This is a genomic window from Chlorogloeopsis fritschii PCC 6912, from assembly GCF_000317285.1.
Taxonomy (GTDB): domain Bacteria; phylum Cyanobacteriota; class Cyanobacteriia; order Cyanobacteriales; family Nostocaceae; genus Chlorogloeopsis; species Chlorogloeopsis fritschii.
In genome coordinates this window covers 1-25,489 of the sequence record NZ_AJLN01000078.1, presented here as the reverse complement: position 1 = coordinate 25,489, position 25,489 = coordinate 1, and the positions used below count along the sequence as shown (strand labels likewise).

Here is a 25,489-nt window from a genome sequence, read left to right as displayed (position 1 = left end):
ATTAATTTTTTCATCGCACTAATATGAAGTCGCTTCTTTGAATCAAGGATGTGGGAGTATGGCAACCCTCAAGCGTACCGCACAAGCCGTATGGCATGGAAACTTAAAAAACGGCAAAGGTGAAATCAATGCTAGCAGTGGAATACTCCAAGAAACCCCCTACAGCTTTGCAACCAGATTTGAAAACTCCCCAGGCACCAACCCAGAAGAATTGCTAGCTGCTGCTCATGCTGCCTGTTACAGTATGGCATTTGCATTTACATTGAGCGAAAAAGGATATGAGCCTGAGAGTGTACAAACACAGGCAACTTGTACAATTGAACCCCAACAAACCGGTGGTTTCAAAATCACCAAGATGCGTCTAGAAACTCAAGGGCACGTTTCTGGAATTGATGCAGCAACCTTTGAGCAAATCGCACAAGAAGCAGAAGCAGGATGCCCAGTCTCAAATGCTTTGCGTGGTGGAGTAGAAATTGAACTGCACGCCACTTTAATGTGAGTATGGTATAAATACTAACTAATTTACAGGCAGGCTTTCACAAAAAATCTGATACAAATATAGACTGCGTAGAGCCGCGATATATCGTGGCTGGGCAAAATTTATGTGTATTGCAATTAAAAATGGTATGAAATCAGGTGGGCACTGCTTAACTTTCCTCAAACCCTTATTTTTATGTCGTGAACAGTGCCCACCCTACAAAAATTGCTGGCTCCCCTACTAACCACTAACCATCTTAAACTCATCAAATTTAATCACTTCTCCATCTGGTTTGCGCGTATTAAAACGATAGCTACTTACCGTACCTGTACCTGTGTCAAAAATACTGAAAACAGTGATGTCGTTACTGGTAATATACGGCATCGCTTGCCCATTTTCATCTAGTATTGGCGCAATTGTCGGCACTACTGGTTCTAAACCATACGGATCGCCAATTGCTACGTAGTCTTGACTATGCCAAGGTGGTAGGTTCTTGCGTGGTTTATCTCCATAAGCAGCTCCATAAGAGTTGCCGACGTTAGAAGTTTCTATAAAGTGCATCCCAGAAGAACTACAAAAGCGGTTCCATAAATGAGAATGTCCAAAAAATACTAATTGCACTCCTGCTGCTTCTAAAAGTGGCAATACATCGCGAATTATATAATCTGCTTGTTTGGGATATTCGTAACGCACTGCCTTAATTTTGTCATCTTCATCCCGTTCTATTATCTGTACTGGATCGGTATAAGCAGGTATAATATTATCTCCCAAAGTATGAGGCGGATGATGTAGCATAACCACTTTATACTTGGCTTGTTTAAACTCAGAGCTATTGAGTTCTTGCTCTAGCCAGTTGTACTGTTTGCTACCTTTGGCAATCGGCTCATAAATATGCTGTCCGTAACCCCAGTTCTCAGGATTACTTAATTTTGCTTCCGGCTCGCTGTATTTTCCTTTGTGCCCACCATCACTACTGATATAACGCCACATATTTGTAGCATATAGCACTGCCAAACGCACATCACCAAAGCTGACTGCATAGTAGGTTTTTCCACCTTCCATACTCTGCGGCAGGGTAAAAATTTCTTCGTAGGTATCGGTATTAAAAGAATTCTCTTTTAGAGATGCCTCTCCATACAAATTCAGGGCGGCTGTACGAGGAATTGTATCGTTAAATTCTCCGTTCAAACTCCCCTCTTTAGCAAAGCGCCCCATAACTTCGTGATTACCAATGCAAGTAAACATTGGTGCATATTGAATAATTGCTCCCCCTGTGTAGATTGTTTTTTGGTCATTGTATGCCATTTCATAGTGAGCACGACCTTGCAAGCATGGGAAAAATGCACCACCACGATTATCATCAAACCATTCACTAGCGCGATCGGGGATATTCGCTAAGTCACCAGCAAACCAAACTGCATCTACTTGCCCGATTGTTTCTACCACCTTTTGTAAATTGGCTGCTACCATCGGCTTAATTTGATGATCAGAGGTAAGCAGAATTTTTAGTGGTTTACCAGGGATAGGATTTGGCGCGAGGCTAAATACATTACTACTAAAGCTTTCGCCATCTTCGCGCACACTTGTAACTCGATAAGAAATTCTATTGCCAGCAGTTAAATTATTTACTTCAGCCTCGTGCCGCCAAATTTGACGTTTAACAGGATATTGATAAACTTCTCCATCTTGGGTTTGTTTTCCCACACGTGACTGCTGATCTTCACGGGTGCGAGTCAGTTTAGAAGTTGTGGCAAAGACAGTTTTAGCTAAATTCTCGCCGTAATCAATCATGTGTTTGTAACCAGCAAACTCAGTAAACCAAACAACTCTTACTGAGGTTGGAGTTGGCAGTTGCAAAAATGGATCGGTAAGCAACCCTTGTGGCAATGTCATAAGTTATTTGAAGTTAATGAATTAGAACAAAATTACACAAATGTAATATTTTGTTTTTCCAAAGTATTATTATTTCTTACATAGAATATATGCATTTTTTACATAACACTTGTTCCCTTTTTTATTCGACTGGGTAAGGATATTCTCAATTGAGGATATTCTCATGCTTTTATAGTTATTGCTTCCCTCCCTTTGTGGAGGGTTTTTTATGGGTGCTAATCTGCTTCTGTTGTGTAAAGGTAAGAAGAAAAACTTTATTAATTTTGAACAAATAATACTTTCCATCAAAGCCAATCTCTAAAACTGGTAAAATCCGCTGTCAGCCAGCAAAATTTTGCACTCTCAAATCACCTAAAACGTTGTTTGCCAAAAAGCATACAAAATTTTTGGAATCAGCAATTAAAATGCAAAGCTTAAAATTACAAATTTGGTTTTTACTTCCAACAATTGCTTTAACTGTCTGCCATCATCCCCAAGTTGCTCAAGCATCGGGGTTTGCCCTATCTGAACAAAGTGTGAAAGGTTTAGGCAATGCCTTTACTGGGGGAGCAGCAGCGGTAGATGATGCCAGCACAATCTTTTTCAACCCGGCAGGATTGACTGAATTAGAAGCTAGTTCTGTTCAGGCTGGTGCTTACTATATTGCACCAACAGTCCGCTTTAACAATCAAGGTTCATCATTATTTAACGGTACCCCGCTGTCTGGGGGTGAAGGTGGGGATGCAGGCGTAAACGCGGTAGTGCCGAACTTATATGCAAATTGGAGTATTTCCGATCGCATTAAACTTGGTGTTGGTGTAAATGTACCATTTGCACTGACAACTGAATATGAATCGGACTGGGTAGGGCGTTATCAAGCAGTAAAATCCCAGCTTACAACTATTAATATTAACCCAGCGATCGCTGCCAAGTTAAGCGAGCAACTTTCAGTCGGCGCAGGTGTGAATCTCCAATATGCCAACGCCGAACTTTCCAATGCGATTGATTTTGGATTAATTGGGCTGAGTGCTGGATTGCCAACACAACCCCAATCTGCCGATGGTTTTGTGAAAGTGGAAGGTAACGATTGGAGTTTGGGTTACAACCTGGGTATTCTTTATAAGCCTGACAAAAATACTCGGATTGGATTGGCGTATCGTTCTGCTATGACTCACCAACTTAGAGGAGAAGCAGATTTTACCGTTCCCACAGCTACTGCCGCTCTTACCCAGCGCGGAGCATTCACAGATACAGATGCCAAAGCAGAGTTAAAACTACCTGATACACTTTCTTTAAGTATCTACCAAAAAGTTTCTCCCAAATTTGCCTTGATGGGAGATGTAACTTGGACAAACTGGAGCCGTTTTGATAAATTGCAAATAGACTATGATAACCCAGCCCAACCAAGTACAGTACAACCGCAAAATTGGCGAGATACAATCCGAGTCGGTTTGGGCTTCAACTATCAAGTTTTGGAGCAACTGACTTTACGGGCTGGGATTGCTTACGATCCTACTCCAGTTAAAGATGAGTATCGCACTGCCCGCATTCCAGATAGTGATCGCACTTGGTTAGCTGTGGGTGCTAGCTATAAACCTTCAGATTCTCTGAGTATAGATATAGGCTATGCTCATTTGTTTGTTGACGATGGTTCAATTGAACAAGTCAGTAGAACTGAAGGAACCCTTAGAGGCAAGTACGAGAATCAAGTGGATATTGTGGGAGTACAAGTAAACTGGAGCTTTTAAGTTTGGTGTAATCACTTTGCCATATCCTTAAGGAGGATAGAAATCGTTAGGATCTACCCCATCGGGAAATAAAAAAATTTCCTCACCTGAGCGCAATCCCTCATAGTAAAGTTGAATTGCTTTAGATAAGGTACAGAACTTAATTGGAACCCATCTGCTGTTGAAGAAAAAGTAGACAACAACTCGGCTTGCTGTGTACTCATCCAACGGGAGTGGAAGTTGCCACGGTGATAACACTGTTCGCGGGAATTATAACTTTTTGTAATGACTTTCAATCTATAATTCAGGGTAATAAGTATTTATAGCACCCATCGCAAGTAAGGTTACATTACCTTTCTCAAGTGGTAATTTAGGGCGATCGCGCTTTATCTATACATCTTTGCTCCTTACTTAAACAGTTCTGTGGTAAATCAAATTCAAAAAAGTTCTGTGACGTAATTTTTCAGAATACTGGCTAATTGTTCTTTATCTACTTCATGATTAACCACCTGCATTGTTAACTCATAAGCTTTTTCTTCTGTCATAGTCAGTTCATAATCATTTAGATTTAAGAACGTCACCATGACAGCAAAAGCAGTACGTTTGTTACCCTGCTCAAAAGCGTGGTTACAAGCTACATGAAACAGGTATGCAGCCGCCTGTTCGTAGATTGTGGAATGGAAATATTCTTCTCCAAAACCTGCCTTTGGTTGGTAGAGAGCGGATTCCAATAAGCCTTCATTTAGGATGGCTGATGACTCGCCAGATTTTCTGACGAGTTCATCGTGTATACGTATCACTTGCTCTTTTTCGATGAACTTAGGATTCTGCAAGTCTCTTGTAAACCGACTCCCATCTCTTCCTCGTAGATAGGAAAATTAACATAGTTTCCGATTCTTGGGGAGTAATATCTCCCAAATCTAATGCATTAATCTCTTCTTGAGACAGTGCATTAACACGCAAAGCGGCCCTAATTATTGACTGTAAACTGTGTTTGAGAGCATCAGTCAAGATGTATATTTCATCTGTTTGAGGGTTTGCAGACACAGCTTGGCTTTTAACCTCTCTGTAAAGCCGAACAAGAGCTTCTGTTATTTTTCTGAATGCTTTTGTGCCATTGTTGTCTAGAAAAAAATCCCAGAATTCGTCTATGAGTTCTTTGACAAGGAAGCAGCACCTGACAAAATACAGTATTGTTAATTCGTCATTTTTCACTTCTTGTACACACTTTTCAAAAGCTTTAACAGTCTTATTGAATTTTTCTCGAAGCTGTTTTATAACCTCTTTAAGCTCGTTGAGAGATATTCCTCTACTATTTGCCAATTCAATGATTTCTGCTTTTGCCTCGTCTTGCTCGCTAGCGCCATTCAGACATCTCTCAAGCATTTCTACCTGAGCCTGAAAGGCTGATATCACTTCTTGTTGGAGTACGAGGCTTTGTGTCATCTGTGTTTGCGTAATGCTTGGCAAGTCACTCTACTATCACTTTATCCAATAAATAGTAAATGTGTAACTGAGTGACACTCTTGCGATCGCGCCAAGCTATTTAGCCCAAAAAGCACAAAGATAGTTACTAAATCAACTCATGTTCTACCCTAGAAATATATAGCTAGATCAGACTTTAACTTGGGGTAACTATGAAAGTTTTAGGGCTAGTCTTAGCTACAGCCCTGTTTATGCTAGTCACACCCGCTACGGCAGCCGAGTATCAGGGAAGAAATATAGATGGCAAAAAGCTCGCTGCCAAAGCTTACTATTACGCAACTGGTGGAGTTTACGACGTTCAGGTAAGGTTCAAGGGTAATAGAGCCACAATCTACTTTGACGGTGGTTCGCAAACAACTATACGGTTGAAGCAGCGAGCGATCGCCGATCCAAAAAATATTGAAGGCTTTGGAAAATTAGGGCAGATTCCTCTGGGTGGAATTTTTAGTATCGGTTTAGATAATGACAGTAATCTCATCGGCAATCCCCAACTGCCTGACTCTCCCCTCGCAGGCTTGTGGAGAATAAGTTTAGACTCAAAAGCTTTGCAAAACTTCATTAATAAGTGAAAACAACCCCTAGAGGCAGATTTAAGGAAAGATTTTTCTACTACAACATATTCCTAACATCCTGCGCTTGCCCTCCCCAAGCTGATCGCGTAAAAATAATAATTAAAATGCTGTAATTTCTCTTAACAATGGCGCAAGCGCAGCTTTTACAATCTATTTCCCCTGCTCAAGTAGCTACACACAACCAGGGATACGATTACGATTTAGTCATTGTCGGTGGCGGAATCGCCGGCTTAACTCTAGCCTCAGCTTTGAAAGATTCCGGGTTAAGCGTACTGCTGGTGGAGGCAAAAGTAGAATCAGCGGCAGTATGCAAAGGGCAAGCTTACGCTGTGCATATGCTGTCTGCACTCATTTTTCAAGGAATTGGAGTTTGGGACAAAATATTACCCCAAATAGAAGTTTATCGTCGCGTTTGCCTTTCCGATGCCGACTACCCAGATGTAGTGGAGTTTGCAACAGCTGATATCGGCACCAAGGATTTGGGCTATGTAGCAGAACATCAAGCACTGTTGTATCCATTACAGGAATTTGTTCAAAATTGTCCCAACGTCACTTATCTTTGCCCCGCAGAAGTAGTGAGTACCAATTACCAACAAGATGCGGTGGCAATAGAAATTAAAGTGGCAGAACAATTGCAGACAATCAAGAGCAAATTACTTGTAGCTGCCGATGGATCGCGATCGCGCATTCGCCAAGCTGCTGACATTAAAACTCGTGGCTGGAAATATTGGCAGTCTTGTATTGTGGCATTTGTCAAACCAGAGAAATTTCACAACCACACTGCTTACGAAAAATTTTGGTCTAGCGGCCCTTTTGCAATTTTACCTTTACCGGGAAACCGCTGCCGGATTGTCTGGACAGCCCCCCACCAAGAAGCCAAAGCTTTATGTGCTTTAGATGACGAACAATTTTTAACAGAATTAAGCCGTCGTTTTGGCAATCAAATGGGCAAGCTGGAATTACTAGGTGATCGCTTTATTTTTCAAGTACAGCTGATGCAAAGCGATCGTTATGCCCTACATCGACTGGCTTTAGTTGGTGATGCGGCACACAATTGTCATCCCGTTGGCGGACAAGGTTTGAATTTAGGTATTCGGGATGTAGCAGCTTTAGCGCAGGTAATCCAAGAAGCACACCAAGTCGGTGAAGATATTGGCTCTCTCAAGGTACTCAAACGCTACGAACGCTGGCGTAAGCGGGAAAACTTGGTTATTTTAGGTTTTACTGACTTGCTAGATCGAATGTTCTCTAATCATTTTTTGCCTTTAGTATTAGTTCGTCGCTTGGGTTTATGGTTTATGCAGCGATTACCTTTGCTCAAGGTATTTACTCTCAAGTTGATGATTGGCTTGAAGGGGAAGACTCCTAAAATAGCCCAGCAATATTCACTATTTAGAGAAGCATCCCAATGAAAACTATTGGGTTAGTTGGCGGCGTTAGTTGGGAATCGTCTGCCGAATACTATCGCCTGATCAACCAGGAAGTGAAAGCAAAGCTGGGTGTTGAACACTCTGCTGAACTTTTAATGTATAGCCTAAACTTTCATCCCATCATTCAACTTGAACATGAGGAAAGATGGGATGATATTGCAGCTTTACTGACAAATGTTGTTCAAAAGATTGAGCAAGCAGGAGCAGATTTTTTCCTAATAGCTTCTAATACATTGCATAAGGTAGCAACAGTAGTACAAAATAATGTTGGGATTCCCTTAGTACATATTGCAGATGCTACGGCTGAAAAGATTGTAGAGTCAGGTGTTTCTTCTGTAGGACTTCTCGGTACACGCTTCGTGATGGAGCAAGATTTTTATAAGGAACGTTTTGCATCCTATGGCATCAGTGTAATAGTTCCTAGTTCTGAATCAATGAATTATGTTCATCAAGTCATCTATAAAGAACTTTGCTTAGGAAAGATACATGAAACTTCTCGACAAAAGCTGTTGAGTATTATTGACAATTTGCAGGAGGCAGGAGCAACAGCGATTGTTTTGGGTAATACAGAACTGCCACTCTTAATTCGTCCACAAGATACGATCGTAAAATTATTTAACACTATGTTAATTCACGTCCAGAAAGCAGTAACTATGGCACTGGAAGTTACGTCGAGCTAACAAATATATCTTAAGGATGATGCTGAATTACAAATCAAGAGTAACAATTAGATTTTTAAGTATAAATGCCTAAATAAATTTGAATTTTGCATATTCTGACTAATAATCCAAAATCTCAAGGCAAAATAGGTTATCTCTTCCACTAGTTAGTGCTAGAGTGTCAAGAAATTCTTGTGAAATTTTCAGCGGGTATCAATGCTGAAGAAGCTACAGAAAAAGCAAATATCTCTCATTGTAGGTGCAGGATTGTGCGCCTTTTTAGCTGGAGCAGTAGCTTCAGCTCCGGGAATGGGACAATATATGGGTCAATGGCTCAAAAATTTTAAAAATGAGCCACAACAACTGACAGAGGCAACCAAAGCCAAATCAGCAGTTTTCCCATTAGTACTGCAATCCCCCCAAGAACGAGCGGCAAAACTCGAAGAACTAGCCAAAGGGTTCCCATCACCTGATCGGAATCGCGCTCGTTATTTGTTGGCAAGTGACTTAATAGAAGCCAAAGAAGCAAAACAAGCGCTCTCTTTAATGGAAGGTTTAGAAAATGACTATCCAGTATTAGCGCCCTATATTTTACTAAAAAGAGCACAGGCATACGATATCTTGGGAGAAGAAGGCAAAGCTTCAGATCAAAGGCAGGCAGTAGTAAAACGCTATCCCGAACATCCAGCTGCTGCTAAAGCTTTCTACCTGATTGCACTTCCCGAATATCAAGATAAAGCGATCGCTGAATTTCCTTCTCACCCTCTGACTTGGGATATTATCCGCAAACGACTCCAAGAAAATCCCAATCAGCCAGAGTTGAAATTGATTTTGGCAAAACACGCCTACGATCAACCAGGCATTCTTCCCGTGTTGGATCAACTTGTCAAAAATCCGGCTCTCAAACCAGAGCAGTGGGAAATTATTGCTACAGGCTATTGGGAAAACAATCAATTTACCAAAGCTGCCAATGCCTATGCCAAAGCAGTCGTAACTCCGCTTAATCTCTATCGTACAGCGCGCGGATTGCAAATCGGTGGCAAACAAGAACAGGCGATCGCTACTTATCAGAAACTGATTAATACTTTTCCAGAGGCAAGCGAAACTGGTACCGCACTGCTGCGTTTGGCAGAAATGTCAAAAATACGTAAAAACGCTTTGCCGTATTTAGATCGGGTAATCAATCAATTCCCTGAGTATGCTGGTGAAGCGCTCTTAGCAAAAGCCAATATCTTGCAAGCTCAAAACGATACCCAAGGAGCAAATCAAGCGCTGGAATTATTAGTTAGCAAGCACGGCAAGACTGAGGAAGCAGCAGAATATCGCTGGAAGATGGCACAACAGAAAGCCAAAGTCTCAGATTATCAAGCCGCGTGGCAATGGGCACAACCAATTCCCATCAACAATCCCGACAGTATTTTGGCTCCCAGAGCAGGCTTTTGGCTTGGTAAATGGGCAATGAAAGCGGGGAAAGTGCAGGAAGCGAAACAAGCTTATGAGTATGTAATTAGCGAGTTTCCCTACTCTTACTATGCCTGGCGATCGGCTGTCACTTTGGGGCTGAATGTCGGCAATTTTAACAACCTGCGTCAATTACAACCAGAAGTAGTCCCCCTCGTGCGCCCTGTTCCTACAGCAGGTTCTGAAACTTTTAAAGAATTATATCTGCTAGCTCAAGACCGTGACGCGTGGTTGCAATGGCAAACCGAATTTCAAAACAAAATGCAGCCTACGGTAGCAGAGCAATTCACCGAAGGTTTAATGCGATTGGCAAAGGGAGAAAACATCATCGGTATTGACAAAATTTCTAAATTGGAAGACCGAGAAAAACCAGAAGAACAAGCTGAGTACGAAGCTTTAAGCAAACAGGTTATCTACTGGCAAGCTCGTTATCCCTTTCCCTATCTCAAAGAAATTGAATATTGGTCGCAAAAACGCCAGCTCAATCCCTTACTGGTAACAGCCTTAATTCGTCAAGAATCGAGGTTTGAGCCAAAAATCAAATCTGTTGCCAATGCCACCGGCTTAATGCAGGTATTGCCGAGTACAGCCAAATGGATTGCTCCTCAACTCAAGGAAAATAGCAAAAACTTCGACCTTGAAAATCCCAACGATAACATCATGCTAGGTACTTGGTATTTGGATCACACCCATCAACAGTATGGTAATAACTCACTACTCGCGATCGCTAGTTACAATGCCGGGCCTGGTAATGTCGCTAAGTGGTTACAAACTTTACCTAAAGAAGATACAGACGAATTTGTAGAAAATATACCCTTTAACGAAACTAGGAACTATGTGCGCCAAGTTTTTGGAAATTACTGGAATTATTTGCGACTCTACAACCCCGAAATATCCCGTATAGTAGGTCAATACTCAGCCAAACACCCACAATTACCACAGCAGTAAACTAGGAACTAGGGGCTAGGGACTAGGGACTAGGAATTTTAGATTTTGGAAAATTCCAATCCAAAATTTTATTGCCCTATTCTGAGTTCTTGATAAATTACCTAAAAAGAGTAATGACTCAGGTTGTTATTGTTGGGGCTGGGCCGACTGGTGCAGCACTTGCACTCCTCCTCGTGCAACGCGGTATTTCAGTTAAACTAATTGAATCATCCCGTAGCTTCCGTCGAGTTTTTCGCGGTGAAGGACTGATGCCCAGCGGGCTGGATGCTCTTGAGCAGATGGGACTATTGTCTGTGGTAGAACGCATCCCCCATCGTCCCTTAGATGCCTGGGAATTTATCATCGACAAGCGATCGCTATTTCGAGTTGATGAGCCAATCGAACCTGGTGGTAAACCATGCACTCTCGTTTCTCAGCCAGCCCTGCTCGAAGCATTAATTGAAGAGGCAAGTAGTTATCCCCATTTTGAGTTTTTACAGGGCGTCACCGTGCAGGATTTACTGTGGAGCGATCGACGAGTTTGTGGCGTGAAACTAGGCGATGAACGCTCTTTAGACACCGATCTCATCGTAGGGGCAGATGGTCGTAATTCCATTGTTCGGCAGCGAGCAAACTTGCCCATAGAACATCAGTCTCACAGTTTTGACATTCTTTGGTTTAAATTGGCGGATAGTCCGCGTTTTGAGACGGAAAATGTCTTTTATTCTATATTGCATGGTCGACACGGATTTGGGTTGTTTCGTTCTTCAGAGGGAAATCTTCAACTGGGTTGGGCACTTCATGAAGATGATTCTATAGACTGGAAACAAGTCAATTGGTCTGAAACGCTTGCCGAAGCCTCACCTCCATGGTTAGCAGAACATTTCCGACAAAACGCCCAAACCATTGAGCGACCAGTTTTATTATCCGTTGTGGTTGGGCGCTGCCCGCACTGGTATGCACCAGGATTACTGCTTCTAGGCGATGCTGCTCATCCCATGTCACCAATCCGCGCTCAAGGCATCAATATGGCTTTGCGAGATGTGATTGTTGCAGCAAATCATCTAGTTCCCATATTGCGTGAGGAATCGGAACACGCGGCAATTGATGAGGCGTTGCCACAGATTCAAGCTGAACGAGAGCCAGAAATTATTAGAGCACAGCAACTTCAAAGCGAAGAAGCGGCTCAAGCTCAACTATTGAATAAAAGCGCAATTGTGCGATGGGCTGCACGCCAGCTAGCTCCCTTAATCCGTAAGCCTGTACGATTGTCTTGGCTGAGACGACAGCGCGAGTTGCGGCAAGGGGTGACACAGGTACAGTTAACTGTATAAATCTTGCACCTCACCCCTAAAACGCCTTGTGGATGCTCTTTATAGGACGAGATTTTACTTGATATTAGCGATCGCAGTCCACTTGAGTGGACTTGAACTATAAGCCAAGAAATTTATTTCTTGGTAGGCTAGGGTACTAATTGAGAATTGTGCTGTTAGTTTTAACGGACTGAAAAATTTCTGGTAGCTACTTGCCTAGATAAAATAGTTAACAAATGATGCTCGCTAGTTGACTCATGACGCCTTCACAAGAAGTAGACACTGCAACAGTTCCCGATCTTGACCCCGAAAAATACGACCAACCAGAAAGCAATCCTCTAGATGAGTTACCTGGTGAGGTCGAAATGAGCCTTTTTGAACACCTAGAGGAGTTACGGCAGCGGATTTTTTATGCGCTCATCGCCGTTGCGATCGGCGTTATCGGTTGCTTTATCGCTGTCAAGCCGATTGTCCAGTTGCTGGAAGTACCAGCCCAAGGAGTAAAATTTCTCCAACTCGCACCCGGAGAATACTTTTTTGTCTCTTTAAAAGTTGCAGGTTACAGTGGCTTGCTTGTTGCTAGCCCTTTTGTACTCTATCAAATTATCCAATTTGTTCTGCCAGGATTAACTCGCAGAGAACGCCGCTTGTTAGCCCCGATTGTTTTGGGATCGAGCGTACTATTTGCAGCAGGATTGACTTTTGCTTACTACCTGTTAATTCCAGCTGCTTTAAAATTCTTTATCAGCTACGGTGCAGATGTTGTAGAACAGTTGTGGTCAATTGATAAATATTTTGAATTTGTCTTGCTGTTACTATTCAGCACAGGTTTAGCATTCCAAATACCAGTCATCCAGCTTTTACTAGGTGCTTTAGGAATCGTCTCCTCAGAAACAATGCTTTCTGGCTGGCGTTACGTAACTTTAGGGGCAGTTATTTTAGGTGCAGTCCTTACACCTTCTGTCGATCCTCTCACTCAAACTCTTCTCGCTGGAGCCGTTTTAGGACTTTACTTTGGCGGTATTGGTTTAGTTAAGCTCGTAGGTAAGTAAGTAATTTGAGGGTTGGGAATGGCACCTATTACTTATGATGATTTTGAGAAAGTAGAAATTCGTGTTGGTAAAGTCATCAAAGTAGAAGATTTTCCCAAAGCGCGAAAATCAGCTTACAAACTGTGGATAGATTTCGGTAATTTGGGCATTAAAAAATCTAGCGCTCAAATTACCAAACTTTACCAAAAAGAGGATTTACTAGATAGCTTAATCTTGGCTGTTACTAACTTTCCAACCCGACAAATCGCTGATTTTATCTCTGAAGTGCTGGTTTTAGGTGTGGTGCTAGAAGATGGAGAAGTTGTGCTAATTCAGCCAGAGCGAAATGTACCTTTAGGAAAAAGAATTTTATAGCACTGATTCAGGTTGTAAGCATTTCATATCCAGTCGGGTGAGTGTGAAATAATCCTTCAGACAGATGGAGTAACTTGCTATAACCAGTTTTTAGAAAGATGAACTTGCACCCATGCTCCTTTTAAACTGTTGCAAGAACAGTAAATGATAAGGAGTAAATATATGTCTGAGCAGAAAGATAGCGCTTCCATGAAACCTGGTGAATACGAAAAAACTGGGTCTGGTGGTTACGAAAATCCCCTAGAAGAAGATATCACCGATATCGATTCTGAAACTCGTAGAACTAGCAGTGGCTCCGACGAAACGAATGCCAAAACAAGTGCTACGCCAGAATCAGGTAGTGAAGATACTGTAGTAGGCAGCCCCAATCAGGGAACTGAATCACGTTAATTTTGTTACGGCGCTAATAATTAAAACAATTTTACGGGGTTTCCCCAGGTATTGCGATCACGGAAAAAACGGGTGGATTTGTGTCACAACTATCCACTCGATTTTTGTTTTGAAAGGAGCGTTGGGGTTTAGGGGTATAACTCGTACACCGTTGTACCCCTAATTTAGTAAAATCACGCCGGATAAATGCGCAAGCGCCGATTTGGTTCTTCCCCAAAGCTATGAGACTTCAGGCGATAATGTTCGACTAACTCGTGCTGCATTTTCCGCACTTGGGGCGATCGCGGCAGTAATTCCACAGGTTGTCCTTTGGGAATGACGATATTTTCAACTGCCAATCTAGCTTCTTCTAGGGCGTCAATCTCATCATCGCTGGCACTGTGAAGGAATAGTTGCAGTTCACGATCGTCGGTAATTTCCGGCTCGTCGATATTCAGCAATCGCCGCAAGCCACGGGTAATTTGCGGAATTGTGCTGGATTTGATCATATGAATCGGCACTTGTCTGGCTCTAGCCATTTGCCGCAATTTGGCGTGGTTTTTGACGTGCGATCGCAATGCCAAGATTGCATCAGCACTATCAATGTCTTTTGTCAATACCACTGGTAAATTTAATACCTGAATAACCTGCTCTAATTGAGAGCGACTAACACCATAGGGGTAAACGTGCAATGGCAAATCTTCGCCATTTGGCCCAGAGTGTCTGGTATCAGCGAAATCAAAGCTATCAGTATAATCGAGAGACTCATTTAGCAAGCGATCAAACTCGCTTCGCCCTGACAGCTTTTCTCGCTCTGGTGTTACTGGTGGCAAAGGCACCATTTGTCCAGAGGCACGCCAACCGTTAGCCTGCCGTGCGGGTACGACCGATTCTTCAGCACCAAGGGAGTGAGAGCGACCGTTGATGGCAGTAAGCTGACGTGTGATGTTAACTTTGCCATTTTCATCTACGGTTCTTACCTGTGGAGTTGGCTGACGTCCTCTTAACAGACTATCAACAGTGTCGGCAACACTTTCATGCACTACCCAGCGTTGCCGTTCCATCATTTCCACGGCAATTTCAAAAGTGGGAGGTGCTTTGCGCTCCAAAACTGTTTTTTGACTGCCTCGCCGTCTGGCTTCTTCGTCTCCCAGTGTCACAGCTTGAATTCCACCAACTAGATCGGAGAGAGTAGGGTTTTTGATCAGGTTTTCAATTTGATTGCCGTGAGCAGTACCTACCAGCTGTACACCACGTTCAGCAATGGTACGAGCTGCCAATGCTTCTAATTCTGTGCCAATCTCATCAATGACGATTACTTCTGGCATATGGTTTTCCACTGCCTCAATCATTACTTGATGTTGCAACTCCGGATGAGCCACTTGCATTCGTCTTGACTTACCAATTGCCGGGTGAGGAACATCGCCATCACCAGCGATTTCGTTAGAGGTGTCAATAATTACTACTCGCTTGTTCAACTCATCCGCTAAAACACGGGCAATCTCCCTTAAAGCTGTGGTTTTGCCCACACCTGGGCGTCCCAGCATGAGAATCGATCTACCTGTTTCCACTAAATCGCGGATCATGCCAATAGTTCCGAAAACTGCCCGACCGACACGACAGGTTAAGCCGATAATCTTACCATTGCGGTTACGGATAGCGCTGATTCTATGCAGAGTTTGCTCTATTCCTGCTCGATTATCTCCGCCAAAGGTTCCCACTCGCTGAATGCAGTCATCGATTTGTTCTTGAGTGACGGGCTTGTCGCTCAAATATTCAGCTTGATGGGGGAAGCGAGCCTCTGGGCGACGGCCCAGATCCAAGACCACTTCAACTAAACTATCTCGTTGGGAATGCTTCTCTAGTATTTGCCGCAGGTCTTGGGGCAAAATATCTAACAACTTTTGGAGATCGTCTGTAATCGTCATGCTTCCTATGGTGACGTTTTTAGAGATAGCGAATGTTTGCACTTCGCTCTTAGTGTGACTTGAGCTGGGAAACGAGAGAATGGGCAAGCTCTACAGCCTGCCAGAGCAATTCTGGTTCTTCTTCTAGGCGGACAGTTGGTTTGACACCGATGCCATTCACCTCCCTGGCTTCTAACTGCTCGATAATTGGTGACAGCAATACGCGGGCGTAGCTTCCGTAAGCAACTCCAGAAATAGAGGCTGAGGAGTTGAGGAGCTGAGGGGGTGGGGAGAACAATTCTTCTTTCCCCTTTGCACCCCTGCTCCCCCGCACCCCTGCTCCCCTAAGCAGCCCCATTGACTTTAACTTGGGGACAGTATAGCTGTTGGTGCCACCTGCTAACTGCACGTATCCCGGTAATTTTGCTGCCAAAACTTTTTGCCCTAATTTCACAGCGGCTAGAGTAGTACCATCGCCAATATCACCACTCATCGGACGACCATCAGTTTGCCAAATTAAGGCACTCTTGAGTGGGGCAATCTCATCGTAAAGAGCATGAAGGTAATCAATCATACCTTCGCCATCGGGACAACTAATCGATACTAGCTTTAACCGCTCAACCCATGGTAAAATCGCTTGCCACAATCGCCGAAATTCCGTTAAACGACCTACTTTAGTGTGAATTTCTACAGCATCTATCCCAGATGACAGAATTGATGGCGCGATCGCCCCTGGTGTTGAAACATGAGATAATGTATAAATTATCTCATATGGACAGGCTGATATGCAACGACCACAACCGTAACATTTTTCGGTAATGACTCCTGAGAAGCCATTTTTTACACCACTAAATGCGATCGCCTGTGCTGGACAAATTTTTTCGCAAGGTCGCTGACAGTCTGGAGGACACTTTATAGAATCAAATTCTGCTTTGCGAAAATGGGGATCTTCACCATCATTGAGGCTAACCATCAAAAATGGCAATTTTCCTCTTTTGCCAAAGCCTCGCTTTTGGGCTTGTTGAGCAAGGTTGGCAGCAACTTGTAGAGCTGATTGAGCAGCAGCAATTACAGCTGGGTCAGCAGCAACATCTATACAGTCAGCGCCAGCCAATGTGTAGGCTAATGTTAAACTTCTGACTGCGGGTAGGTGCTGGAAGCTGGCTCCGCAAATTAGCTTGAACCAGTGACCTTGTTTTAGAGACACTAAAGGGTGAAACAGTTCAGTCACATTATCTATTATGCTATGTGACAGAAAAATATTGCAGGTAATTCCTCAATTAAATTGAGGTTTCTCTATGGAAATTTGGATAACCAATTTTGTTCTTTAGCTCAGGTAAAGAAATGCTAGTTAGATTTTCTTGATGTTTTTGCGCCAAAATATGATATCTAATCAATATTTTCTAGCCTACAGCTTTTATATTTAAACTTAGCTCCGACACAGGCGATCGCTCTAATTCATTAAGGCTAGGGTGATGACGACTATACGAATCTTTACAATACTCTAGCTTGAATAATAGACTTGGCAAGCTTGATATTTACCATCTAGGTGCTACAGCGAGTAAGTCTAGAACAGATTTTCGTTCTAAAGCTGGAGAAAATAGAAATCCTTGAGCAAAATCACAATTTAAATTTTTTAGCTGCACTAACTGCTGTTGAGTTTCGACACCTTCAGCATTGGCTCTCATTCCCATAGAATGAGCGATGCCAATCATTGCGGGTACCAATCCCATACTCTGTTGATTTTCCTGCATATACTTGACGAAAGATTTATCAATTTTCAGGGAATTTAATGGAAAGCTATGCAAGTAACTCAAAGAGGAATAGCCTGTACCAAAGTCATCCATGACTAACTTGATATTTCGCTCCTTGATATTACGAAGAGTTGTTTTAATATTTTCGTTATTATCCATCAAAACACTTTCTGTAATTTCTAATTCTAAGTTAGCAGGATTGATTTTTATATCATCAAGAATTTGGTCAATTTTTGCGATTAAATCAGGTGTAGAAAATAAACGTGGTGAAAGATTAACACTAATAGTTAGAGTATTCGGGGTTGATAAATGATTCTGCAAAAGAGATAAAGTCTCACAAGCTGATTGCAATACCCAGATATTGATAGTATTAATCAAACCCGTTTCTTCTGCTATGGGGATAAAAGTTGCGGGGTAAACCAATCCTCTTTTTGGATGTTGCCAACGGACAAGAGCTTCAAGCCCAGCAATCGTGCCTGTCTCTAAAGAAATTATTGGTTGATAATAAACAACAAATTCTTGACGCTCTACTGCTCTTCTGAGGTCATTTTCTAACTCTAAAAGCTCAATTACTTCCTGATGCATTGCAGGGTTAAAAACATGATATCTAGCTTTACCAAAAGCCTTAGCACGATACATAGCTGTGTCAGCATCTCTGAGCAAATACTCTGGCTTTTCATAGTTAATATGACCCCAATTAATGCCAATACTCGCATTAATAAATACTTCGTACCTGGACAGTTTAAAAGGTAGTGATAGTTTTTGGAGAATATTTTCGGCTACCTCAATAGCCATATTAATATCTGTAATGTTTTCTAAGAGGATAGCAAATTCATCACCACCAAATCGTGCTAATGTATCAAAAGGACTTAAAGATGCTTGTAAACGGCGGGCAATGGCTATCAGTAGTTCATCTCCTACCAAATGTCCAAGAGAATCATTCACTACCTTGAAGCGATCGCAATCTAAAAATAATACAGCAAAGTGATAATCTAATTCCAATTTAGTGCGATTGAGTGCTTGTTCTAAGCGTTTGAGAAACAAAACTCGGTTTGGTAAACCAGTGAGAGAATCATGCAACGCCATATCCAACAGCTTACTTTGAAGTTGCTGACGCTGATTCATTTCTTGTTGGAGTTTGTGTAGAGCTTTTTCTAATTGGCAAGTACGTTCTTTTACTCTTTTTTCTAATTCAGCGTTTAATTGTAATATTTCTATTTGTGCCATCTTCAACGCTAGTTGATTTTCGACACGTACCAAAACTTCTTCAAATTCAAAGGGTTTGGTAATGTAGTCTACTCCTCCTACCTGAAACGCTTTTACCTTATCGAAAACATCATCTAAAGCGCTAATAAAAATTACTGGAATCGCAGCAGTTAAATTCCATGCTTTTAAACGCTGACAAATTTCATAGCCATCAACTTCCGGCATCATGATATCGAGTAGAATCAAGTCTGGCAATAAAGTTTGGCAAGCTGTTAAAGCCATTTGCCAGTTGAGAGCTTTACGAACGTGATATCCTTCCTTAGTGAGGAGCGAGGATAAAACCCGTAAGTTGTCTGGCATATCATCAATTATTAAAATATCTTTTTTAGCCGAGTTTATTCGTTCGTAATTCATTCTGCATTTGCTCTAGTCAATTCCATAATTTTCTCGAACTGGTAGTTATTGGCTAAATCACTAAAAATCTGCACAAGTTGAGCTTTGTCTTGAGGAATTTGCTTAAGTAAATCTAAAATTAGCTCATCGCTACAGCTAGCAGCAGCATGATGAAGCTGGGCTATCCACTGAGGTGAAAACTGTAACAATTGTGTTATCACCTCAGTAGAGGTTAGAGTTGGCTGTATTTGGTTTGCGATCGCTTCTGTGTTTTGGTTTGTGAATTTAGCTGTGTATTTTACCCCCAAATATTCGCTCAATTTTTCCAACAAGACTTCTAGTGAAAATGGTTTGCTAATAAAATCATCACAGTTTGCAGACAACATTTTCTGCCGTTCTTCCTTAAAAGCAGTAGCAGTCAAGGCAATAATGATGGTACGGGTTCTAGATGTGTCTTCTGTTTCCTTGGCTCGAATTCTTCTAATTGCTTCATAGCCATCCATTACTGGCATCTGCATATCCATCAGAATTAAATGAGGTTGCCATGATTCGCAAACAGAGATGGCTTCTGCTCCATTTGTGGCTTCTTTGATGCTATAGCCGATTGAGCTAAGTAATTTCACTAAAAACAAGCGGCTTTCTTGGTGATCATCAACTATTAGAATGCGGTATTCACCTTGAGTGCCTGCTAAACCTATAATTTGATGTTGAAATTTGTTTGTTACAATCTCGCTGCAATCGCTGATGTTGATTTGAATATTAAAAGTAAATGTACTACCTACACCAACTTTACTGTTGACACCAATTTTACCTCCCATTAGTTGCACGTAATTTTGACTAATTGCCAAACCTAGCCCGGTTCCCTGCTGGGATTTTCTCCCATTCTCTGTTTGCCCAAAAGGTTTAAATAATAAGTGAATTTCATCTGGAGAAATACCAGAGCCAGTATCAGTTACTTCAAAAATCAGAGATTGGATATCGGGGATCGGGTATTGCTCCTCTGCTCCCTCCGAAGTTCTGAGCCTCCTTTGGAGGAGCAACGCTTTCGGAGGCTGCCTCCGCACCCTTTCGGGAAGCCGCTCCGCGTCTTGTGACTTCTCTTTGCTCCTCTGCTCCTCTGCTTCTTTCCTAATTCCTCTTCTTACCCGCAGCGTCACACTACCAATATCAGTAAATTTAATAGCATTTCCTAAGAGGTTGAGTAGTACTTGCCGCAATTTATGAGAATCAGTTTTGATGAAGCGGGGTAGATTAGGCGCATATTCAAATACTAGTTTTAAACCTTTAGCAGCAGCACGCAATCCCAACGTCTGTTTGATGTTTTCTAATAAAAGAATTAAGTCAAAGCTTGACAAATTTAATGTGGTTTTGCCAGCCTCAATTTTAGATACTTCCAAGATGTCGTTGATTAAATGAAGCAAATGCTCTCCTGCACTATTGACAATAGCCAAATTTTGTTTGTTCTCAACAGTTAAAGTCTTGTCAAGGCTCATCATTTGAGTAAAGCCAAGAATAGCATTGAGGGGAGTACGCAACTCGTGGCTCATGTTCGCAAGAAATTCACTTTTAGCTTGGTTTGCCTGTTCGGCGGCTTTTTGTCCTTGTTTAGCAATTTCTTGAGATTTAATCAGTTCTTTTTGGGAAGATTGCAGTTGCTTGATTACTTTCAGAAGTTCGCTAGTGCGTTTTTTAACGTGAATTTTTAAGGTGCGATTATATTCTGCTAGTAATTTTTGTGTTTGTTTACGTTGACTAATATCAACAAAAGTGGCGATCGCAAAAACGATATTACCAGATTCATCGTAGATTGCCTTTCCTGATGCTTCAAGATAAATAATCTTGTCTGGATAGCGAATTTCTATATCATCAACCGTGACATTTTCACCCTGCAATGCTCTCACCGCAGGCAAGCGATCACTTGGGTATAGTTGATCTGTTCCAGCAAGATAAACTTGATACACTTTTGTTATTTCTTCAATTGTGGCTAAGTGTATGACCGCTTGCTCAAAAACCTGTTTGCTGATTGTGTTTTTGTAGCTAATCCTACCATTGGCTTCTGCAAGCATCACACCTATTGGCATCGCTTCTACAAATTGAGCCAATCGACTCTCACTTTGAGAGAGTGTCTTATTTAAGATTTTCAACTCAGCATTTTTAGCTTTGAGCTTGGCAAAAGATTTTTGCAGTTGCTTCGCCATATTTGTAACCAAGTTGGTAACTTCTGCCAGTTCTTTAAAATTTTTAATTTTTGCAGTCTCATTCAATTTACCCTCAGCAATTTTCTTCACAGATGTGGTTAATTGTAAAATCGGGTTGAGTATCCAGCGAGTAGTAAAAAGGCTGAACAGTGTAGCTATTAAAAAAGATACTATACATAGTAGAAAAGTAGTAAGTGTATTAGCGTGAATTTTTTCTGTAAATTCATTTTCAGGAATCACCACTACAACTAACCAATCCAAACCTATCTCGCTTTGCCAAGGTTTTACATGAACAAAATAATTCGCTTTGGAGCTAGAAAAAACCAACTTTTGCTGCTCTCTTAATAAACTCAAGCTACCAAATTGTTGTATTAAATGTTGCTTTGTCTGTTGAATTAGGGAGTCTTCACTATTAAATACCGAGAGATGCTTTGGCTGATTTTTAACAACAGAGTGTGAGCTTTGAGAAGAAGCGACTATTAGTCCGTCCCGTTCTAGAATAAAGATATTACCTGACCTAGCAAGTTTTACTTGCGCTAAAAATTTATCAATTTGCGAAAAATTAATATTGGTTCCCAGCACTCCTATTAGTTTGCGATCGGAGTCGTAAACTGGATAGCTGTTGGAAATTGATAATACTGATTTATTCTGCAACTGATAATTTTTACTCCACACAGATTTTCCTGCTTTGACTGCATTTATGTACAAAAATTCTCTTGTTAGCGAGGGAACTTTTGCTGTTGCAGGCAACTTGACAAGATTTCCTCGACTATCAGTGATGTAGGCAACTTGCTTAACCAATCCAGTTTTGCTTACAGAAGTTTGCCGAATTAGAAACTTGTTAGATTCTAATCTTTCTACACCTACCAATTCCCACTTCGGATTAGAAAAGCTGATGTAACCAACATCAAATACTTGCATTTGTTTCCAGAAGTAATGCCAAGTTGTTTTCAAATCAGTTACATCTAGCAAACCTAGCTGGATTGCATCTAAGTTGATTTGATTAATTTGCTGAGGAAGTTTTAAGTATCTATCGAGGTACTGTTCGACGCGATCGCACACTTCATTTTCTAACTGACTAGCAAACTCTCTTACCGCTGTTTTTCCATTTCTAAACGAAATAAATCCTACAAGTCCGACTGCACCACAAATTTGCAATGCAAAAGAGCCAAATAAAATAGTTGCAAGGGGCAACTTAGTGTAAAATTTATTACATAGATATTTTAGGGATGACGCCACTGGAAACTTTAATAACATTGTTGTTGGATGTTCTCTCCAGCACCAAATTCAGTATTTTTTTATATTCAAGCTCAATATTTTATAGGTAGTTATTATAATTTACTAATTTAAGTAGTTATTTATTTTAATCACTAGTATAAAATCAATCTAGCATACTTAACAAGAATTTGTTAATATTATTACTCTAAAATTTTATTAGCAAATTTAAACCTTGTAATAACACCTAAGTGGGTTAAGTTTTAACTAGCCATTTCATAACAAGTGTCTTGCAATATATTGTAATATTTATTTACTTATTGTAATAAAAATCATTTTAAGAAGGTAGCTAGAAAGCTTTGCTTTTCTTAGTTGACAATCTTTAATTGCTCCAAGATAGGTTGTGAGAATTTTATTTTACAAAACAAAAATATATAAGCCCATACTTTTTGAGGATGAGCTTAGACATAATTAATTTGCCTACTAAAACCTATTTACAGCACAATACTCTACACATAGTCACGTCAATAACCAAAGCACCTATATAAATGTCAGGAGTCAGTAGCCAGAAGTAAAACTTTGTTAGTTCTGGTTGTGATTACTAAGTATTATGTCTTCCAAGAAATATGTCAATTTAATTACTAAATTAAAGCTCCAGCGTCTTTATCCAAAAATAAAGTTGCTTGAGGTTGTTTACGAAGAATAGAAGCGGGACAATCTGTAGTAATATTTCCTTGCAACATCTGTTGTACAATTTTAGCTTTGTGTGTTCCTGTTGTTATACAAATAATTTTTCTTGCTGCACAAATCATTGGAATAGTTAAAGTAAAAGCATATTTAGGCACACTTTCTAAATTGGGAAAATGGCCCTGATTTACTTGTTGTTGGTGATTGACTTTATCTAATTTCACCAATTTAATCCTGAAAGGATCTTGGAAATTAGCAACTGATGGTTCGTTGAAAGCAAGATGCCCATTTTCTCCCACACCTAGACAACATAAATCAATGGGTTGTGCTTGCAATAATTTAGTATAGCGATCGCATTCCATTAAAGGTTCTAATGTATCACCTTTTATATAATGGAATTCCTTAGGTTTTACTAGTTTTTCGACACGTTCTCGTAGATAATATCGAAAACTAGCAGGATGCTCTGCAGAAATTCCTAAATACTCATCCAAATGAAAACAAGTAATTTTTGACCAATCAATCCCACCCAATGCAGTCAAATTCTCAAGAAATTTGATTTGAGAATTACCTGTTGCTAGTACTACAGCAGCACTACCATTCTGCTGGAGAACATTCTGTAAATAAATTTGTGCGATTTTTGCTACATTCTGTGCTAATTCGGCTTCACAGTTATAAATCTGCACATCTAGATCGTTGACTTTCAACAATTTTTTGGCAACTGACATCTGATTTCTACAGAAAAGTTTGACACTAAAAAACGTATATGAGCAGACAAATTTATCTACTTCCACAAGCACTAATGCTTGTAGTTTATCTTCACTCAGAACCTTAATTATAGTTTTTTATCATCAATGCAGAAACAATTACTAAGGAGACAAAACCGTGTAAACTATGTAAATAAACTTAACAATATTTTACATACGGTAAAAACCATGCTGGCAGCAATTCTTTTTGACTTAGATGGAACGATCGCCAACACCGATCCAATTCACTACCAAGCTTGGCGAAAAATGCTTTTAGATTACGGTTTGGAGATAGATGAACATTTCTATCAAACCAAGATTAGTGGCAAGACTAATGCTGAAATTATCAAAGACATCTTGCCGCAATTATCACCGAAAGCAGGCATAACATTTGCGGAAGACAAAGAAGCTATGTTCCGCCAACAAGCACAAGATATTCAACCCCTGCCCGGATTTACAGAATTATTAGCATGGACAGAGGCACATCAGCTAAAACGTGCCTTAGTTACCAATGCACCGAAATTAAATGCATATTTCATGTTAGAAGTTTTGGGGCTAAAAGAAGCCTTTGATATAGTTGTGCTGGGAGAAGATTGCATTGCAGGTAAACCCAACCCCGCACCCTACCAAGCTGCATTGAAAAAGCTGGAGATAACAGCAGAAAATGCGATCGCTCTTGAAGATTCTCCTTCTGGTATACGTTCTGCCGTTGGTGCTGGTATTCGCACTATTGGTATTGCCTCTACCCACAACCCCGATGTTCTTAGAGAGAAAGGTGCATTTATGGTAATTCCGGATTTTACAGATTTGCAGTTGTGGACACTGCTGAATTCACAAATGGAGACAGAATTGGTAAATAGCTAATCGGAGTGACATCTGTGGGGTAGTGCCAGGTTGTGTTGAAAATAGAGGCTAGAGACTAGGGGCTAGGGGCTAGAGAAAAGAAATTTCTTTCCCTTGTTGTGGATTTCACATGACCGTCTAACTTGAAAATAGGGGTGCTTTAGCGCTTAGACTAGGGATTAGGGATGATGTGCTTGAGTTCATTAAACTTAATCATCTCAAATTAAGACTGTTGTTGTGCTATTTGCATAACTGTCTCCATTTCAAGTCCTAACTGTTGAGCTATTTCTTCTACACTTACTCCCGCTTTTAACAATAGCGGAACAGCCGCTATTTTACCTTCTCTTAGACCTTCTTGTCGTCCTTCTTGTCGTCCTTCTTGTCGTCCTTCTTGTCGTCCTTCTTCTAATGCTTCCTGGTAAACTCTAGTTTGCTTAAGTTCGCTCAATTTCAGCATATCTTCCACCTCTTGACGGCTCAACTGGGGAAATTTGTACACTATAATTGTCTCGATTAAATCTATTATCGCTTGATTAGATAAGCGATCTGCTATTTCTTGCCTTGCTTGTGCGATGAGTTGTCTAGCACTGCTGGCAGCACTTTCTTCTGGTTCTACTACTAACTTCACAACACCAATACCCAAAGACTGGTTTGTTGAGCGATCAAGTTCATCAAGATAAACGCGCTGCACTTTTAAACTTTCTAGCAAAACCTGATGAAGTCTTGTTTCGTCTGGTTCTAAGTTGCGTCTAGGATAAATAATAACTGCGTACCAGTCGTAGGTAGAGGGATTCTGGTCTAAATATAGGAACAGTTCAGCAAACAATCGATGATATAGAAATTC

20 protein-coding genes are annotated in these 25,489 nt (G+C 41.0%); 11 read left to right on the top strand and 9 right to left on the bottom strand.

All coding sequences use genetic code 11. From position 1 onward, the window contains the following. The first annotated feature begins 58 nt into the window (after nucleotides 1–58). On the top strand, nucleotides 59–499 hold the full coding sequence (locus UYC_RS0114120) for an OsmC family protein (RefSeq protein ID WP_016878408.1): 441 nt from the start codon (nucleotides 59–61) through the stop codon (nucleotides 497–499). A gap of 219 nt (nucleotides 500–718) precedes the next feature. On the opposite strand, the gene UYC_RS0114115 is transcribed toward UYC_RS0114120, so the two are convergent. Next, a complete protein-coding gene (locus UYC_RS0114115) occupies nucleotides 719–2,371 on the bottom strand; it encodes a purple acid phosphatase family protein (RefSeq protein ID WP_016878407.1) in 1,653 nt (550 codons plus the stop codon). A 404-nt stretch (nucleotides 2,372–2,775) separates the two neighbouring features. Between UYC_RS0114115 and UYC_RS0114110 the strand changes: the two genes are divergently transcribed. Beyond that, the gene (locus tag UYC_RS0114110) at nucleotides 2,776–4,098 is read left to right on the top strand and encodes an OmpP1/FadL family transporter (RefSeq protein ID WP_235083163.1); all 1,323 of its coding nucleotides are present in this window, start codon (nucleotides 2,776–2,778) and stop codon (nucleotides 4,096–4,098) included. Nucleotides 4,099–4,514: 416 nt separating this feature from the next. On the opposite strand, the gene UYC_RS0114105 is transcribed toward UYC_RS0114110, so the two are convergent. Together UYC_RS0114105 and UYC_RS0114100 are read right to left on the bottom strand one after the other, a co-directional pair. Beyond that, nucleotides 4,515–4,910 carry a type II toxin-antitoxin system death-on-curing family toxin gene (locus tag UYC_RS0114105; RefSeq protein ID WP_016878405.1) on the bottom strand — a complete coding sequence of 132 codons (396 nt, stop codon included), beginning with the start codon at nucleotides 4,908–4,910 and terminating at the stop codon, nucleotides 4,515–4,517. Further along, nucleotides 4,897–5,493 carry a hypothetical protein gene (locus UYC_RS0114100; RefSeq protein WP_235083162.1) on the bottom strand — a complete coding sequence of 199 codons (597 nt, stop codon included), beginning with the start codon at nucleotides 5,491–5,493 and terminating at the stop codon, nucleotides 4,897–4,899. Before UYC_RS0114100 ends, UYC_RS0114105 begins: the two co-directional genes overlap by 14 nt. A 221-nt stretch (nucleotides 5,494–5,714) precedes the next feature. On the opposite strand from UYC_RS0114100, the gene UYC_RS0114095 reads away from it, so the two are divergent. The 8 genes from UYC_RS0114095 (at nucleotide 5,715) to UYC_RS0114060 (ending at nucleotide 13,720) form a co-directional block, all read left to right on the top strand. Beyond that, a complete protein-coding gene (locus UYC_RS0114095) occupies nucleotides 5,715–6,131 on the top strand; it encodes a hypothetical protein (RefSeq protein ID WP_016878403.1) in 417 nt (138 codons plus the stop codon). A 128-nt stretch (nucleotides 6,132–6,259) separates the two neighbouring features. Beyond that, nucleotides 6,260–7,546 (top strand): FAD-dependent hydroxylase, encoded by a 1,287-nt coding sequence (locus UYC_RS0114090; RefSeq protein WP_016878402.1) that lies wholly within the window; start codon nucleotides 6,260–6,262, stop codon nucleotides 7,544–7,546. Beyond that, the gene (locus tag UYC_RS0114085) at nucleotides 7,543–8,244 is read left to right on the top strand and encodes an aspartate/glutamate racemase family protein (protein ID WP_016878401.1); all 702 of its coding nucleotides are present in this window, start codon (nucleotides 7,543–7,545) and stop codon (nucleotides 8,242–8,244) included. The genes UYC_RS0114090 and UYC_RS0114085 overlap by 4 nt, the downstream gene beginning before the upstream one ends. 195 nt (nucleotides 8,245–8,439) lie before the next feature. Next, on the top strand, nucleotides 8,440–10,632 hold the full coding sequence (locus tag UYC_RS0114080) for a transglycosylase SLT domain-containing protein (protein WP_016878400.1): 2,193 nt from the start codon (nucleotides 8,440–8,442) through the stop codon (nucleotides 10,630–10,632). A gap of 113 nt (nucleotides 10,633–10,745) precedes the next feature. Further along, nucleotides 10,746–11,945: an FAD-dependent monooxygenase gene (locus tag UYC_RS0114075; RefSeq protein WP_016878399.1), complete on the top strand. Its 1,200-nt coding sequence runs from the start codon at nucleotides 10,746–10,748 to the stop codon at nucleotides 11,943–11,945. A 236-nt stretch (nucleotides 11,946–12,181) separates the two neighbouring features. Beyond that, nucleotides 12,182–12,976, top strand: a complete 795-nt coding sequence (gene tatC / locus UYC_RS0114070) for a twin-arginine translocase subunit TatC (RefSeq protein WP_016878398.1) — start codon at nucleotides 12,182–12,184, stop codon at nucleotides 12,974–12,976. Between the two features lie 18 nt (nucleotides 12,977–12,994). Continuing rightward, complete coding sequence (locus UYC_RS0114065) at nucleotides 12,995–13,330, top strand: tRNA-binding protein (protein ID WP_016878397.1); 336 nt, start codon at nucleotides 12,995–12,997, stop codon at nucleotides 13,328–13,330. Between the two features lie 162 nt (nucleotides 13,331–13,492). After that, nucleotides 13,493–13,720: a hypothetical protein gene (locus UYC_RS0114060; RefSeq protein WP_016878396.1), complete on the top strand. Its 228-nt coding sequence runs from the start codon at nucleotides 13,493–13,495 to the stop codon at nucleotides 13,718–13,720. Between the two features lie 173 nt (nucleotides 13,721–13,893). On the opposite strand, the gene UYC_RS0114055 is transcribed toward UYC_RS0114060, so the two are convergent. From UYC_RS0114055 to UYC_RS0114035, 5 genes are all read right to left on the bottom strand, one after another. Next, a complete protein-coding gene (locus UYC_RS0114055; RefSeq protein ID WP_016878395.1) occupies nucleotides 13,894–15,627 on the bottom strand; it encodes a R3H domain-containing nucleic acid-binding protein in 1,734 nt (577 codons plus the stop codon). Nucleotides 15,628–15,676: 49 nt separating this feature from the next. Next, a complete protein-coding gene (gene ldpA, locus UYC_RS0114050) occupies nucleotides 15,677–16,837 on the bottom strand; it encodes a circadian clock protein LdpA (protein WP_016878394.1) in 1,161 nt (386 codons plus the stop codon). 307 nt (nucleotides 16,838–17,144) lie between these two features. Beyond that, on the bottom strand, nucleotides 17,145–18,980 hold the full coding sequence (locus UYC_RS0114045; protein ID WP_016878393.1) for a GGDEF/EAL domain-containing response regulator: 1,836 nt from the start codon (nucleotides 18,978–18,980) through the stop codon (nucleotides 17,145–17,147). Next, nucleotides 18,977–22,414 carry a response regulator gene (locus UYC_RS0114040; RefSeq protein ID WP_016878392.1) on the bottom strand — a complete coding sequence of 1,146 codons (3,438 nt, stop codon included), beginning with the start codon at nucleotides 22,412–22,414 and terminating at the stop codon, nucleotides 18,977–18,979. The genes UYC_RS0114045 and UYC_RS0114040 overlap by 4 nt, the downstream gene beginning before the upstream one ends. A gap of 599 nt (nucleotides 22,415–23,013) precedes the next feature. Continuing rightward, complete coding sequence (locus UYC_RS0114035; RefSeq protein WP_016878391.1) at nucleotides 23,014–23,784, bottom strand: glucosamine-6-phosphate deaminase; 771 nt, start codon at nucleotides 23,782–23,784, stop codon at nucleotides 23,014–23,016. A gap of 207 nt (nucleotides 23,785–23,991) precedes the next feature. Between UYC_RS0114035 and UYC_RS0114030 the strand changes: the two genes are divergently transcribed. Continuing rightward, nucleotides 23,992–24,666 (top strand): HAD family hydrolase, encoded by a 675-nt coding sequence (locus UYC_RS0114030; protein ID WP_016878390.1) that lies wholly within the window; start codon nucleotides 23,992–23,994, stop codon nucleotides 24,664–24,666. A gap of 202 nt (nucleotides 24,667–24,868) precedes the next feature. Here UYC_RS0114030 and UYC_RS0114025 read toward each other — a convergent pair. Then, on the bottom strand, nucleotides 24,869–25,489 hold a 621-nt coding region (locus UYC_RS0114025; RefSeq protein WP_016879550.1), incomplete at its 5' end, for an Rpn family recombination-promoting nuclease/putative transposase.

Coding starts and splice junctions, on each gene's coding strand:
- UYC_RS0114120 (WP_016878408.1), top strand. CDS start 59: ATGGCAACCCTCAAGCGTACCGCACAAGCCGTATGGCATGGAAACTTA.
- UYC_RS0114115 (WP_016878407.1), bottom strand. CDS start 2,371: ATGACATTGCCACAAGGGTTGCTTACCGATCCATTTTTGCAACTGCCA.
- UYC_RS0114110 (WP_235083163.1), top strand. CDS start 2,776: ATGCAAAGCTTAAAATTACAAATTTGGTTTTTACTTCCAACAATTGCT.
- UYC_RS0114095 (WP_016878403.1), top strand. CDS start 5,715: ATGAAAGTTTTAGGGCTAGTCTTAGCTACAGCCCTGTTTATGCTAGTC.
- UYC_RS0114090 (WP_016878402.1), top strand. CDS start 6,260: ATGGCGCAAGCGCAGCTTTTACAATCTATTTCCCCTGCTCAAGTAGCT.
- UYC_RS0114085 (WP_016878401.1), top strand. CDS start 7,543: ATGAAAACTATTGGGTTAGTTGGCGGCGTTAGTTGGGAATCGTCTGCC.
- UYC_RS0114080 (WP_016878400.1), top strand. CDS start 8,440: ATGCTGAAGAAGCTACAGAAAAAGCAAATATCTCTCATTGTAGGTGCA.
- UYC_RS0114075 (WP_016878399.1), top strand. CDS start 10,746: ATGACTCAGGTTGTTATTGTTGGGGCTGGGCCGACTGGTGCAGCACTT.
- tatC (WP_016878398.1), top strand. CDS start 12,182: ATGACGCCTTCACAAGAAGTAGACACTGCAACAGTTCCCGATCTTGAC.
- UYC_RS0114065 (WP_016878397.1), top strand. CDS start 12,995: ATGGCACCTATTACTTATGATGATTTTGAGAAAGTAGAAATTCGTGTT.
- UYC_RS0114060 (WP_016878396.1), top strand. CDS start 13,493: ATGTCTGAGCAGAAAGATAGCGCTTCCATGAAACCTGGTGAATACGAA.
- UYC_RS0114055 (WP_016878395.1), bottom strand. CDS start 15,627: ATGACGATTACAGACGATCTCCAAAAGTTGTTAGATATTTTGCCCCAA.
- UYC_RS0114045 (WP_016878393.1), bottom strand. CDS start 18,980: ATGAATTACGAACGAATAAACTCGGCTAAAAAAGATATTTTAATAATT.
- UYC_RS0114040 (WP_016878392.1), bottom strand. CDS start 22,414: ATGTTATTAAAGTTTCCAGTGGCGTCATCCCTAAAATATCTATGTAAT.
- UYC_RS0114035 (WP_016878391.1), bottom strand. CDS start 23,784: ATGTCAGTTGCCAAAAAATTGTTGAAAGTCAACGATCTAGATGTGCAG.
- UYC_RS0114030 (WP_016878390.1), top strand. CDS start 23,992: ATGCTGGCAGCAATTCTTTTTGACTTAGATGGAACGATCGCCAACACC.